Genomic DNA, 14,246 nt, shown 5'->3' on the forward strand with positions numbered 1-14,246 from the left:
ATAGGTGGGCATCCATCGCATAATGGTTCCCAATTCAGCAGGATCAGTTTCTAACCCCCACAGACACCGCATGAAATGATCCGTATCAAGCGAGGCCGTAAGGAACTGCTGCGGCGCTGGGCCCACCAATAAGTATCGTGCTTCCTGGACATCTCGAGCCCTGTCCGAGTTGTCCAGGGATGGCTGTCAGCATGTCTTGTTCGTGCTCGCGGAGAATCCGTAGGTGAAGTTTTCTGATATTCGATACCTCCAACCACTTTTGCCTTTGACAAACGAACAAGTACATCCGTCCGAGGAGAAGGTCGACAAACCACCAGGCGGCTTTAGCCAACTAGTGTCCTGTCTCGAAGTAAATTCTCCGCAATATTAGCTATGCTTTCTCGGTCATCACACCATCAGAGGCGAACCGATGGGCGCCCAAGATATTGTCCTGAGTCCTAAAGAACACGCCGAACTCAGCCGCCGCACAAGGTCTGCCACCATCAGTCAACGTGACGGTCGTCGCGCCCGGGGGCAGGCGGCGAACCACCATCCTTGATCCTGGTGCTTCCACTGCTAGAACTGGAGTGGAAACAGGCCAATCTTCTACCCCAAGCACCGGACGGCCGACCGTAACCTTGGCCAACTTTGAAGAGGCGCGAACGCGGAGCTGGAATTTGGGGGATAGGGGCGGTTGCAGGAGCTGAGTGCAACACGGTTATTGGATTGAAGTGGGCGCATCGTGCCGCATAGCCATGGCCTTTTGCATCACCTCACTCATCATTTCGATCGGACATTTGAAATCGAAGCGTTTACGGGGGCGCATATTCAGTTGCAAGGCAATGGCATCCAGTTCTTCCTGGCTGTGTCCCGACAAGTCCGTGCCCTTGGGCAGGTACTGGCGGATCAGGCCATTGATGTTTTCGTTACTGTCGCGCTGCCAGGGGCTGTGCGGGTCGCAGAAGTAAATCGCGATGCCGGTTTTCTGGGTGCCAGTGGCATGCCATTGAGCGCTGCACTGAAGCCCTCCATCGCCGAGGTTGCCGTCGCATCATTCATCTTCACCAGCATCAGGTAGCCACTGGTGCGCTCCACCAACGTGCCTACGGACGAGGCGTTGGCCTTACCCTTGATCAGGTCGCCTTCCCAATGCCCCGGCATCAGACGGTCGTCAATCTCCGGCGGACGCACATGGATGCTGACCATCTCGGGAATCTGGCCGCGCCGATCCACGCCACCAGAGCGCGGCCTGCGTGTTGTCTTGCTTTGGCGCAGACAGATGATCAGCTCCTTACGCAGCTCGCCGACCGGCAAGGCATAGATCGTTATAGATCGTCTCGCGACAGACGTAGGCATCTCTGAGGCTGGGAATGTTCATGCTGCGCAGCTTGCCGGCAATCTGCTCGGGAGACAAACGCTCACGCAGCATATGAGCCACCAACTTGAAGCGCTCGCTACCCGGCAACAGCTTTCGCATCGGTCCGAAACCTGGCGGCGGGCCTGCATCTGCCGCTGGGCCACACGGGCCGAGTAGCCGCCGCAGGCATCTCGATTGCGGCGCAGCTCCCGGCTGATGGTCGAAAGGGATCGGGTGATCAAGCAGGCAATCCTACGCAGGCTGAAGCCTTGGGCATGACCGATTTGAATGGTGGCGCGCTCTTCAACGCTGAGTTCGGAATAAGACATAGGGGCTACACCGTACCGGAAAGGTCAGGTGTTGCACTCAGTTTTTGCCGCCGCCAAGTGAATGATATTTCACACACGGCAATATGAGGCGCAGATCAGCATGGCAGTCAAAGTTCTTGCACTATCGGGTAGTACCCGCGAAGGGTCGCTGAATCAAAAACTTTTGAACGTCGCCGTGGAAGGTGCTCGGGCGGCGGGCGCTGAAGTCACAGTGGTGTCACTGGGCAATTTCCTTTGCCATTTTTCAACAGCGATTTGGAGCGAGTGCAGGGTGTTCCGCCTTACGCTCTGGAGTTACAACAGCTGTTGAGTGAGCACGATTCACTACTTTTGGCGTCACCGGACTACAACGGCGGCTACACGGCATTGTTGAAAAACGCTATAGATTGGCTTAGTAGACCTACGCCAGCAAAGGTTTCGGGTTTGGCTTTTTTTGCAAACAAGGCCTCGGCGGTGATTTCCGCTTCACCGGGACCTATGGGCGGTTTGCGGTCAACCCTCGCTATCCGTGGCGTCCTGGAAAAGCTTGGGTCGGTGGTTATTCCTCAAACCTTCAGTCTGGGGGCCGCTCACTTGGCATTTGCCGAAGACAGTAGACTGATCAATGCTGAAGTGGATCAGGAAGTGAAGGCCGTCGGCGCGGCGTTGGTCAAGTTCTCTGAGGTGTTGAAAAAAACCTGAAGCGTCGAGCTATAACTTGTCGACAGCAGCCTTGCTCAATCCTGAGATTGACTAGTGTCCAGCGCGGCCGCACTGATTTGCTCTTGTAGCCAGCGTTGGGCAGTATCGTTGTCATTATTCATGTGCCAGATCATGTCAAGTCGCTGACGGGTAACAGGGTAAGGCAGCGATTTGATTTTAAAGCCCAGACTTCGGGCAAATGTCTTGGCCAAAGGCTGCGGAATGATCGCAAGCAACTCACTGTCCTCCAGTAGCATCGGCAATGCGAGGAAATGCGGCAGCACAATTTGCCTGCGCACTGATAATCCCGCCCCCGCGAGTGCACGCTCTAGCGCCTCGCGATCATACATCTCTGCCTGACGCGCCAATCCACGCTCAAGAATGTAGGCGCTATGGGCGCCTTCCGCACCCAGCGAGACCACGGCCAAAGGAAACTCGGCCATGTCTTGAAGTCGCACCTCGTTGTCACCAGTTGGGTGAACACCACTGCAAACAAGCACTTCGTCCTGCAAAAGCAGCAGTAGCGACCGCAGCCGATCTGGGATACTGCGAAATGTGCCGATCGCAACGTCTATTCGGCCAAGGTCAATCTGTTCCGCCAAGTCTAGTCGCGTCGAGGGTGTAATCATCAAGTTGATACCTGGTGCCAATGTTGCTAATCGACGATTGAGTCGCGGTAGCAGTGTTGCCGACACGTAGTCGTTCGCCGCTATCACAAAGGAACGCTTGACACTTTTCGGTTTGAAGGCCGAATCGGCCGGGCTTAAGGCGAGACTTATACTGTGTAAGGCGGCACGAAGCGGAACGCTGATTTCGAACGCATAGCTCGTTGGCGTCATCCCTTTACCTGTACGGACGAAAATTTCTTCGTTCAGGCTATCGCGCAATCGAGACAGGGCATGGCTGACGGCGGACTGGCTTAAATGTAATCGTTGGCTAGCGCGAAGGACGCTGCGCTCCTCCATGACAGCATCGAAAACCCTAATCAAGTTTAGGTCCAGCTTGTCAAAGGCGATCATAGGAAATATCTCGGAGGCTGCAGAGCTGACCAGCTGGAGATTGGAGTCTAGAAATGTCTCGCTGGCAAGCTTAAAAGTCGTAAGCTCATGCATATTTTGCATTTTCACCGTGCAGGAAGTTCCCTTCTTTTTGGGAGGAGTATGTGCGAAGGTTTAAAAAATGAGAAAAAGAGTGACGGTTAATGAGTAAGCGAGAAGAGCTGATAAACTTGTGCATCGAATTTCTTTCTAAGATAAAAGATAAGACGGCTAGCACAGATATTGAACAATGGTTGAACGAAGTCTACGGTCCTGAAACAGAAACTTACCAGGTAATAGCGGAGCTAGTCATTGAAGGTGTTGCGCAAGGCTGGGCGGCAAACACTGAAATCAGTGGGCCGCACTATCGTCGCAGCCGGCTGTGTGAACCTTGCGCTGAGACTTTTTATTTCAGCATCACTACCGTGTTCATGGACAGTAAGGGACACGAGTTGGACAACTTGGAGCGTACATTCCGGGGTGACTATCACCGTCATCCATATGGTGAATTGAATATGGTCATTCCCCTTGATGAGCACGCTGTACTTGCTGGGCCCAACGGATGGCAAGGTGCAGGTTGGACTGCGCCATCTCCCGGTAGCCATCATTATCCAGAAGTCAAGAATGGCGCGCTGATTGCGTTCTTCTTCTTGCCCGCAGGACGGATTGCCTACGATCTACAGGTTAAAGGCTGAAGGCATGTGTTTTTGTAGTGGTCAACTAATCCCGGACACGACGTTAAGTTTTTTCTCGGCCTGAGCTGGCGCGAGCCCATCATTGAATTGATGGGGCCGAATCCAGTTGTACCGATGCATCAAAAAATGACTGATGTCGCGCTGGGCCTCTTGGGTCGTTCGGTAGCCCACGGTCGGTATCCATTCAGTTTTCAAGCTGCGGAACACACGCTCCATTGGCGCGTTATCCCAACAGTTTCCACGTCGACTCATGCTCTGACGCATGCGGTATCGCCATAATCTTTGGCGAAATAAACGACTTGCATACTGCGACCCTTGATCCGAGTGAAACAACAGGCCCTGTGGCTTTCCTCGTTGTTCGTAAGCCATATCCAATGCCTTGATAACCAGCTCGGCGTCCGGCTTTTCCGACAACGCCCAGCCCACCACCCGGCGCGCGCAAAGATCCAGCACCACAGCCAGGTAATGCCATTTTCCCTGAGCCCAGATGTAAGTAATGTCGCCGCACCAGACCTGATTGGGTGCTGGGACATTGAACTCCCTATTTAACGTATTCGGGATATCCAGTCGTTCAACCGTCGCTCGTTTATAGGCATGAGATCCTGGCTGCTTGCTCACGAGGTCAAGCTCACGCATCAAACTGCGTACTTTGAACCGCCCCAGTTGTTCACCGTCTTCCTGCATCAGCGACAAGATGCTGCGGCTGCCCGCAGCACTACGGCTTTCTGTGAACAACTCATTGACCCGACTACGCAGCCGAAGCCGCTCGACATCGGGAGTTCGGCGCTTGAGACGCTGGGCGTAGTAACACGAGCGGGTGACTTCAAATACTTTGCACAGCCAATCAATCGGCTCATGGACGCTAAGCTGATTGATCAGCGCGTACGCTCGTGATCTTCCGACATCAAGAGCGCGGTAGCCTTTTTTAATATCGATTTTTCCCGTTCAAGGCGGGCAATCCGAGCTTCCAGCTCCTGGATTTTCTGCTGCTCCGGGGTCAGTGCTTTGCTTTGCGGGGTGACGCCTTGGCGTTCCTTTTGAACCTGCTCAACCCAACGGCGTAGCGCCGATTCGCCGACGCCGAGTGAACGGCTGGCTTCGATGTAGCTGTAGTTTTGCTTGAGCACGAGGTCGGCAGCCTCGCGTTTGAATTCAGCAGAAAAGGAACGGCGTTGTTTGGTCATTTGACACCTCGATCTGGCGAGCATTCTCGCCTAAATGGGTGTCCGGTTTCATTAGACCACTACATTTTAACGTTATTTGGGAGAGAGTACGGGAATGAGGCGCCATGGCTAATAGCGTGGCGGTTGCAGGAGCTGAGTGCAACACGGTTATTGGATTGAAGTGGGCGCATCGTGCCGCATAGCCATGGCCTTTTGCATCACCTCACTCATCATTTCGATCGGACATTTGAAATCGAAGCGTTTACGGGGGCGCATATTCAGTTGCAAGGCAATGGCATCCAGTTCTTCCTGGCTGTGTCCCGACAAGTCCGTGCCCTTGGGCAGGTACTGGCGGATCAGGCCATTGATGTTTTCGTTACTGCCGCGCTGCCAGGGGCTGTGCGGGTCGCAGAAGTAAATCGCGATGCCGGTTTTCTGGGTGATCTCGGCGTGTCGCGCCATCTCCCGGCCCTGGTCGTAGGTCATGCTCTTGCGCATTGCCAGTGGCATGCCATTGAGCGCTGCACTGAAGCCCTCCATCGCCGAGGTTGCCGTCGCATCATTCATCTTCACCAGCATCAGGTAGCCACTGGTGCGCTCCACCAACGTGCCTACGGACGAGGCGTTGGCCTTACCCTTGATCAGGTCGCCTTCCCAATGCCCCGGCATCAGACGGTCGTCAATCTCCGGCGGACGCACATGGATGCTGACCATCTCGGGAATCTGGCCGCGCCGATCCACGCCACCAGAGCGCGGCCTGCGTGTTGTCTTGCTTTGGCGCAGACAGATGATCAGCTCCTTACGCAGCTCGCCGACCGGCAAGGCATAGATCGTTATAGATCGTCTCGCGACAGACGTAGGCATCTCTGAGGCTGGGAATGTTCATGCTGCGCAGCTTGCCGGCAATCTGCTCGGGAGACAAACGCTCACGCAGCATATGAGCCACCAACTTGAAGCGCTCGCTACCCGGCAACAGCTTTCGCATCGGTCGACAAACCTGGCGGCGGGCCTGCATCTGCCGCTGGGCCACACGGGCCGAGTAGCCGCCGCAGGCATCTCGATTGCGGCGCAGCTCCCGGCTGATGGTCGAAGGGGATCGGGTGATCAAGCAGGCAATCCTACGCAGGCTGAAGCCTTGGGCATGACCGATTTGAATGGTGGCGCGCTCTTCAACGCTGAGTTCGGAATAAGACATAGGGTCTGCACCGTACCGGAAAGGTCAGGTGTTGCACTCAGATTTTGCCGCAGCCCTTCACAAAACAAAGAGAAATATGACAGGCAAAAGATTTCTTGCAGTGGAGCCTGTTATTAATCCCTGAATTCATAGAATAAGTGAAACGCTTGAAACGCTTGAAACGAGAGGCAGAGAGCCCGCCACCGGTAGAATCCAAGCTCTCACACCAAAGGATTCAAGCGCAGATGACCACGCCTTACCGGCAGCTGACTCAGGGCCAACGTTACCAGATTGAGGCAGGCCTGAGGGCCAAAGAGAGCCAAGCCAGTATTGCTAAACAGGTGGGTGTGCATCCTTCGACGATCAGCCGTGAGGTTCGCCGTAACAGCCCTGAAAAGAGTTACCTGGCGGTTTGTGCGACCCATGAAAGTGATGCCCGGCGAGCCGGAGCGCGCAAGTTTTGCAAGTCGCTCATCTGGCTGAGCCATCACTTGGCAATATGGCTCAAGCATGGGATGAGCCCGGAACAGATTGCTCATCGGTTGAAGCAAGAGAGGCCGGATCAGACGGTCAGTCATGAGTGGATTTATCGGTTTATTGCTACCGACAAACGGGGCGGCGGCGAGCTGTATACGTATCTTCGACACCGTCGAAAACGCTACCGTAAACGCTATGGGGGGTCGCCTCAGAAAACGGAATTTAATGTACGTTAAGCATGAAGCCGGTCATCAATTCACGATGCCAGCGCTTTGTAGACCGTCGAGCGACCAATCTTCAGCTGCCTGGCAATCTCCATCGCACCTATCCCCTGATCTCGCAGCGCGAGAACTTTAATCTTGTCCACCGTAGGCTTACGGCCAAACTTCACGCCCTTGGCCTTTGCTTCCAAACGGCCTTCGTTGGTGCGTTCCAGTATCCGCAGGCGTTCGGCCTGAGCCACAGCTGACAGGATGGTCACCACCATTTTGCCCATGGTTCCCTCTGTGCTGATGCCGTCATCCAAAAAGCGGATGGCCACGCCCATGTCGTCGAACTCCTTAATGAGCTGGATCATGTCCGCGGTATCGCGACCGAGCCGGTCGAGCTTTTTTACCAGGACCACATCGCCTTCTTCGACCTTGAGCCGAAGCATTTTTAGGCCTTCGCGGTTCGTGTGACTGCCAGATACCTTGTCGGTAAAAATTCGGGTTGCTCTGACGTTTTCAGCCTTGAGCGCTTTTATCTGTACATCAAGGGACTGTTGACTGGTGGATACGCGGGCATAACCAAAAAGTCGCATGGTAAAAATGTCTCATAAATCGATTTATAGATCGTCCGTCTATGAAATGTCGATAACCGAATTAATAGACGTCTTAGGTCGATCACTTTACCGTGCCCACAAACTTATGAGAAAGGAGACTGTATGCCACGTCGTTCGATTCTTGCCCTCGCCGAGGGGGAAAGCTTACTGGCGTTGCCAGACTCCAAAGATGACCTGATTCTTCACTACTCTTTCAGCGACGCCGATCTGACCCTCATTGGTCAACGGCGCGGGTCTGCGAATCGGCTGGGCTTCGCTGTACAACTCTGTTAGATGCGCTATCCCGGCGTAACACTTGCGGTGGATGAAGAACCATTCGCGCCATTGCTGCACCTGGTGGCCACGCAGTTGAAGGTGCCACCTGAAGCATGGGCGGACTATGGGCAACGCGCCGAGACGCGTCGCGAGCACCTATTGGAATTACAAGCGCTTTTTGAATTTCAGCCATTCACAACACGGCACTATCGTCCCTGTGTTCATAGCCTGGATGAATTGGCATGGCAGTCCGATAAAGGCTTCGTGTTAGCGACGGAATTGGTCGAAGGGTTACGACAAAAGAACATACTGCTTCCATCACTAAGCGTCATCGAGCGCATTTGTGCTGAGGCAATCACCGGTGCCAACCGGCGCATTTACGAAACCTTGTCCGAGCCTCTTTCGAATACACACCTCGGTTGCCTCGACGGCCTGCTCAAGCGCCGAGATAAAGGTCAGGCCACCTGGTTGGCCTGGCTGCGCCAGTCGCCGATTAAACCAAACTCGCGGCACATGCTTGAACATATCGAGCGCCTCAAAGCATGGCAGGCCTTTGATCTGCCCGCAGGGGTCGAGCGGCTGGTTCATCAAAATCGCTTGCTAAAGATCGCCCGTGAAGGTGGCCAGATGACTCCTGCTGACTTGTCCAAGTTCGAGCCACAGCGGCGCTACGCCACCCTTGTGGCGCTGGTCATCGAGGGTATGGCTGTTGCCGCTGACCGAAAACTGACCCAGTAAAGGCTGTTCTGCCGACTGAAAACTGACCCAGGTGTTCAACTGCTTCTGCTCAATTTCCGGGTAGGAGAACACAGGGTGATCAGCATGGAAATGATGGGGAAAATTCGGCGGATGTACTTTCGCGACAAGCTGTCGCTGCATCAGATAGTGGTTGTCGCTGCAGTGGTAGTCGCCCTCTCCTCCGGTCTATGGGGAGGACAAGGTTGGTTAGTTTGAATGCCACTTAGGAAAATGGAAGAAAGCCCGCAGCACACAGGGCCGTTCACTGGGCCTTGTGTGCTGCGGGCTTTTTTGCTGCAGTAATTTGAAAACGTCGCATTTATTTCAATAAACGAGGCAAAGAGACCTTACGCGTTACCAACGCCCTCTGGCCGGCGTCTGCGAAGAAACAGCATCGCCTCCGGGAGAAGCGGGAGGAGCAGCAAAGTCCCCAACCCTACGAACAGAGCAACCTCCGTGGGCTTACCACCGGCGACCCGCGACTTTGCATAAGCGAGTGGGTACTTGCCCTGTTCCAACTCCACAGCCAACCCCGTTTCACTTACAACTTCCCAGGTGAGGCGCAGAGTGCCTTGTAACGCTCCTCGGAATTTGCAGCGCGCATTCTCCACTGGAAGATTGAGTGATTGGCAAACCTCCGGCGGCATGCCAATGAGGGTTCCATCCTCGATCACCATCGCAGCTGAATAGACTCGCGGGAAAGCCCAAAAACGCCACGACCCAAACCCAAACGAGAAATCCAAAAAAACCTGATGCTGCCCACGGATCACTCCTCATAAAGATCATGCGGATATTCTCGCACCCGACGAAGAAAACGAAACTTCTGATTTGCTCCTGGTGCTTGGTCCAATCGGCACTACGCGCAGAAGAGCCATTGAAGTTGCAGTTTTGGGAACGCATGGAAGATCTGGATCAGAAACGGGCGTCGCGCCCTCCTCTGGCCTGGCAGCGGTGTTTACAGCATGAGTTCTTTCCCCAAAAAATTCCCAACCATCAATTTTTCAACTCAGTACGGCCTGGCACTCGACGACTCTGACAATTGGATCATTGTCGACCTATTCGCTGGCGGTGGTGGCGCTTCGACCGGGTTGGAAATGGGTTTGAACAGGCCGGTGACCATTTGTGTCAACCACAACCCGACCGCCATCTCGATGCATGCTGCGAATCACCCACATGCTGAGCACTATCAAACGGATGTGTGGGGCGTTGATCCCGTTAAGGCCTGCCGTGGTCGAACTGTAGGCTTCGCCCATTTCTCGCCCGACTGTACTCACCACTCCCAGGCGGCCGGCGGTCAGTCGCGCAAGAAGGAAATCCGCGACCTCGGTTGGGTAATCATCAAATGGGCCGGCAAGGTCCGACCGATTACGATCAGTATGGAAAATGTTCGCCAGATGCAGCTTTGGAGCCCAACTCGCCCCCCTACCGCCCCAGCCATACGACCGAGACCAGCCGAGGCTTCACGTCCGGCGATACTGCGTGCTGCCAAATCTGATGTGTGCTGCATGGGGATTGGCAGAGCTCCGGGGGCTCACTGCATTCGTTCCTAGTGTCTCACCACTTTTTAGAATGCAAGGGCTATCCCACAGGATTAAAATTCGAGCCGCTCGCAGCATCCCCCGTTGTGTTCGGCGCAGGCGGATATGCGCCTTCGACAGCCTTGGGGTGGTGCGGCTCAGGGCGCCGATTCACCTGTTTCGTTTATACGCAATCCAAGGGCATCGCACGTCGACTTCTCAGGGAGGAGCAATGATCCGCATGCGCACACATGCTGTCTGGGTGGCAAAGCCCAGTCGGAGCCGTTGGCCCAGTTCATTGCTCTTATCGTCGATTTTATCAAGCGTCTTCAAGCTATTATGAGCGACGCAGGTACGTCGCAGCCGGATAGCTTTGGCGAAACGGGTCGCCGCCAAGCCAGTTGTAACGAGCGCGCGCCTACTCAAGACCCGACGCAGGAAAGTGTTCGTCCGGGCACAAATAGGACGGGGGGAAGGGGAAATGTTCCCTCTGCTTCACCTGTACTGGGCCACCAGCTTAGCGTGCAGAAGTCGCCACAGGATGTGATTGCCTTGGCTAATGATCCGGAGCGTGGCGAGGTGATAAAGGTGGGTTTCAACAAAGGTCATTACACTCAAAATTCCACCAGTCCCCGGGCTGAAATCAAGAGTGAAACCCTATTGCAAGAAGGGCAGCCCTACCGCTTTACTTTTGGCATGAAGCGTGAGGCAGACAACGACGGCACTTTCTTTCAGGTGCTGGACCACAACAACGCCAAGCCCAGCCCGCGTGCTTGGATGGCCAGTATCAGTTGCACCTTAAAACTAGTGACGCCAGCAATGCACCCTCTAAAGTGTTCAACATTGGCCAGCCTGGAGACGCCTCCAAAGACGTGGGCAAGTGGACGGATTTTCAAATTGATTTCAAGCGCGACATCGGCGACGGTTCGATCAGCGTGACGAAGAATGGACAGGACATTTTTGATAAATCCGGAATCTCGACCATGTTTGATACCCGAAGTGACAACGCGTATGCCAAATTCGGACAATACCGCAATGAAGGCGATGGGACGCCTGCGGTCAGCTATTTCTCGGGGTTCAATATTGCCTCTCCATTACGCCAATGACCGAAGAGTTGTAATCAGTTCATTTGCCGGGTACGAATCCATTCTGGGCACTGTCCAGCAGCTGAGGGGTAAGTAGTAATACCGGCATTCATGACTACTGGCCAGTTCCGCAATTTCTCCCAGAAGTTTTTATGGGTGGAGCAGTCGGTGTGCGCTTCGGCAACCTCCGAAGTCACGCGACACAAACTCGAAAACACCTCGGATGAGCCGATCAAGGCGGAGCTGCACCATTGCGTTGGCTCTTTCAAAGCTCTAGCACCCGGTCATGAACCAATCTTCGGCCCCCCCTTGGGCCTTATAGGCTTGGCATTTATATGTAATGGAAGGAACTTGTAACGGATGGAACCTAATATTTCCCATAATCAACAGCCTCTCGCCCCTATAGAGCGCCAAGTACAACACCAACCCCTATTTTACCCCCAGCGGCCGCTACAGACTTGATTCCAATGGTTCCTACTGGTACGAACAGGGCAACGATCAGTTCGGAGCTTCCCTCAGATAAGACGACGGGTCGTTGAGAACTCGCAGCGGCGTCGCCAGCGCCCTGCACGCCGTCGGATTGGGGGCAGATACATCGCGCATCACGGCCCGGCTGCAGGCCGCCGGGGGGCACGGAAACTGCGCGGCGCCACGGATGCTCAGATCGACGCGCACCTGCACAACGACGAGGGGGCGTTGAGAACTCGGAGCGACGTCGCCAGCGCCCTGCACGCCGCCGGATTGGGGGCAGATAATAGGCGTATCGCGGCGGCGCTGCGGGCCGCGCGTGGACCGCAATAATCTAGATAACCCACTTGCGTCCAATTATTTTTAATCATTTTACGTTTGCTAAGCCACTCACAAGACGTAGACATGCGTCTTGTGCGTGAGTTCTTAGACTAGCTCTACGTATTTGGACACCCCCAGCACTTCGCAGGAACAACTATATGCACCCCCTATCGCCTTACTCACCCAGTTACGTTTACCCTATGCCGGACATGGAACAATCTCGTAACTTGCCACAAAATGCACCGTCACAAGCGACCCACACGGGCGCACGCCCTGCGGCAAATAGGCTGGATATCTTTCAGAAAATTGCGCAGCTAGAAGGACAAAGAGCGTCCCTGGCCAACATGGACGGCGCAGTTGATCGGCAGATTGATAACCTGAAGCGTCAGCTGCCAAACGAACCGGTGCCAGGTGAGGATGCAGGCTTCCATTCCAATGTCCCTGATCCTGAATCAACCCCTGCGATGGCCGCCCCCTCGGCAAGCCAGGCAACGAGGGCGAGCTCTTCCACATGCGGGGGTAAAAAGCGAAGGCTCCCTGCCTCGACATATGGTCAACCATCCTCTGTCTTAAGCGGACAACAACCATCGATTTCCAGCTATCAAGCCGCGCAATCTTCACGGGGCCAGCGGGCACCAGCCACGATGGGGCAAAACAATCCTCGGAATTCAGGTCCGCTGCTGCCGTCGAGTGCCTCGGTCAGTACACGGGGCATGGCCTTTTCCCACGATGGCTCGGCCGGCGCCTCGACAGGTGTTCCCGGGTCTAGCCGGAACCGGCCCGCTCATGCGGTAAGCAGCGCACCCTACCAGGTGCCCTCCCTGTCCTCTCGGTCGGGGGCAGCGTCCGAAGGCCAGCCGCCAAAACGGCGAGGCGCCACGGATGAGCAGATCACCGCGCACCTGCACAACACCGACGGGGCGTTGAGAACTCGCAGCGGCGTCGCCAGCGCCCTGCACGCCGCCGGATTGGGGGCAGGTAGCGCGCGCATCGCGGCCCAGCTGCAGGCCGCCGGGTCGGCACGGAAACTGCGCGGCGCCACGGATGCTCAGATCGACGCGCACCTGCACAACGACGACGGGTCGTTGAGAACTCAAACTGACGTCATCAGCGCCCTGCACGCCGCCGGATTGGGGGCAGATACATCGCGCATCACGGCCCGGCTGCAGGCCGCCGGGGGGGCACGGAAACTGCGCGGCGCCACGGATGAGCAGATCACCGCGCACCTGCACAACACCGACGGGTCGTTGAGAACTCAAAGTGCCGTCGCCAGCGCCCTGCACGCCGCCGGATTGGGAGCAGGTAACACGCGCATCGCGGCCCTGTGGCAGGCCGCCGGGGGGGTACGACACCTGCCCGGCCCCACGGATGAGCAGATCACCGCGCACCTGCACAACGACGACGGGTCGTTGAGAACTCACAAGGACGTCGCCAGCGCCCTGCACGCCGCCGGACTGGGGGCAAGTAGCGCGCGCATCGATGCCCAGCTGCAGGCCGCGCGTGGACCGCAATAATCTAGATAACCCACTTGCGTCCAATTATTTTTAATCATTTTACGTTTGCTAAGCCACTCACAAGACGTAGACATGCGTCTTGTGCGTGAGTTCTTAGACTAGCTCTACGTATTTGGACACCCCCAGCACTTCGCAGGAACAACTATATGCACCCCCTATCGCCTTACTCACCCAGTTACGTTTACCCTATGCCGGACATGGAACAATCTCGTAACTTGCCACAAAATGCACCGTCACAAGCGACCCACACGGGCGCACGCCCTGCGGCAAATAGGCTGGATATCTTTCAGAAAATTGCGCAGCTAGAAGGACAAAGAGCGTCCCTGGCCAACATGGACGGCGCAGTTGATCGGCAGATTGATAACCTGAAGCGTCAGCTGCCAAACGAACCGGTGCCAGGTGAGGATGCAGGCTTCCATTCCAATGTCCCTGATCCTGAATCAACCCCTGCGATGGCCGCCCCCTCGGCAAGCCAGGCAACGAGGGCGAGCTCTTCCACATGCGGGGGTAAAAAGCGAAGGCTCCCTGCCTCGACATATGGTCAAGCATCCTCTGTCTTAAGCGGACAACAACCATCGATTTCCAGCTATCAAGCCGCGCAATCTTCACGGGGCCAGCGGGCACCAGCCACGA

Annotated in this window: 7 protein-coding genes and 6 pseudogenes; 8 read left to right on the plus strand and 5 right to left on the minus strand. The window is 55.5% G+C overall.

Features of this window, described 5'->3' with window-relative positions; all coding sequences use genetic code 11:
• Window positions 1-697: 697 nt before the first annotated feature.
• A pseudogene (locus PSH65_RS20835) lies at window positions 698-1,665 on the minus strand (IS30 family transposase).
• A 100-nt stretch (window positions 1,666-1,765) separates the two neighbouring features.
• Here PSH65_RS20835 and PSH65_RS20840 point away from each other — a divergent pair.
• A pseudogene (locus PSH65_RS20840) lies at window positions 1,766-2,346 on the plus strand (NADPH-dependent FMN reductase).
• Between the two features lie 35 nt (window positions 2,347-2,381).
• Here the strand turns inward: PSH65_RS20840 and PSH65_RS20845 are convergent.
• Entirely contained in the window at window positions 2,382-3,467 is a 1,086-nt protein-coding gene (locus PSH65_RS20845) for a LysR family transcriptional regulator (protein ID WP_305427028.1), read from the minus strand.
• Window positions 3,468-3,547: 80 nt separating this feature from the next.
• Here PSH65_RS20845 and PSH65_RS20850 point away from each other — a divergent pair, with 80 nt between their 5' ends.
• Window positions 3,548-4,078, plus strand: a complete 531-nt coding sequence (locus PSH65_RS20850) for a DUF4863 family protein (protein ID WP_305422149.1) — start codon at window positions 3,548-3,550, stop codon at window positions 4,076-4,078.
• 21 nt (window positions 4,079-4,099) lie between these two features.
• On the opposite strand, the gene PSH65_RS20855 is transcribed toward PSH65_RS20850, so the two are convergent.
• Window positions 4,100-5,262, minus strand: a protein-coding gene (locus PSH65_RS20855) for an IS3 family transposase (RefSeq protein WP_305422150.1) whose coding sequence is annotated in 2 segments (ribosomal slippage) — window positions 4,100-5,007 and window positions 5,007-5,262 — 1,164 coding nt in all. Because the reading frame shifts where the segments join, the coding sequence is not laid out codon by codon here.
• Window positions 5,263-5,409: 147 nt separating this feature from the next.
• Window positions 5,410-6,436, minus strand: a pseudogene (locus PSH65_RS20860) (IS30 family transposase).
• A gap of 224 nt (window positions 6,437-6,660) precedes the next feature.
• Between PSH65_RS20860 and PSH65_RS20865 the strand changes: the two are divergent.
• A pseudogene (locus PSH65_RS20865) lies at window positions 6,661-7,125 on the plus strand (IS30 family transposase); the annotation flags it as partial.
• A gap of 23 nt (window positions 7,126-7,148) precedes the next feature.
• Here the strand turns inward: PSH65_RS20865 and PSH65_RS20870 are convergent.
• Window positions 7,149-7,694, minus strand: a complete 546-nt coding sequence (locus PSH65_RS20870) for a recombinase family protein (RefSeq protein WP_305422152.1) — start codon at window positions 7,692-7,694, stop codon at window positions 7,149-7,151.
• 123 nt (window positions 7,695-7,817) lie between these two features.
• On the opposite strand from PSH65_RS20870, the pseudogene PSH65_RS20875 reads away from it, so the two are divergent.
• The 5 genes and pseudogenes from PSH65_RS20875 to PSH65_RS20890 all read left to right on the plus strand — a co-directional run.
• A pseudogene (locus PSH65_RS20875) lies at window positions 7,818-8,690 on the plus strand (DUF4158 domain-containing protein); the annotation flags it as partial.
• Between the two features lie 980 nt (window positions 8,691-9,670).
• A pseudogene (locus PSH65_RS20880) lies at window positions 9,671-10,120 on the plus strand (DNA cytosine methyltransferase); the annotation flags it as partial.
• Window positions 10,121-10,510: 390 nt separating this feature from the next.
• Complete coding sequence (locus tag PSH65_RS20885; protein ID WP_305422153.1) at window positions 10,511-11,164, plus strand: hypothetical protein; 654 nt, start codon at window positions 10,511-10,513, stop codon at window positions 11,162-11,164.
• On the plus strand, window positions 11,059-11,331 hold the full coding sequence (locus tag PSH65_RS31905; protein WP_370694709.1) for a heparin lyase I family protein: 273 nt from the start codon (window positions 11,059-11,061) through the stop codon (window positions 11,329-11,331). Before PSH65_RS20885 ends, PSH65_RS31905 begins: the two co-directional genes overlap by 106 nt.
• A gap of 1,580 nt (window positions 11,332-12,911) precedes the next feature.
• The gene (locus PSH65_RS20890) at window positions 12,912-13,613 is read left to right on the plus strand and encodes a hypothetical protein (protein ID WP_305422154.1); all 702 of its coding nucleotides are present in this window, start codon (window positions 12,912-12,914) and stop codon (window positions 13,611-13,613) included.
• Window positions 13,614-14,246: the final 633 nt, after the last annotated feature.

It is taken from the genome of Pseudomonas sp. FP603 (genome assembly GCF_030687415.1).
GTDB lineage: Bacteria > Pseudomonadota > Gammaproteobacteria > Pseudomonadales > Pseudomonadaceae > Aquipseudomonas > Aquipseudomonas wuhanensis.

Excerpts from the sequence above, each read along its gene's own strand:
- PSH65_RS20845 (WP_305427028.1), bottom strand. The coding sequence starts at position 3,467 with ATGCAAAATATGCATGAGCTTACGACTTTTAAGCTTGCCAGCGAGACA.
- PSH65_RS20850 (WP_305422149.1), top strand. The coding sequence starts at position 3,548 with ATGAGTAAGCGAGAAGAGCTGATAAACTTGTGCATCGAATTTCTTTCT.
- PSH65_RS20870 (WP_305422152.1), bottom strand. The coding sequence starts at position 7,694 with ATGCGACTTTTTGGTTATGCCCGCGTATCCACCAGTCAACAGTCCCTT.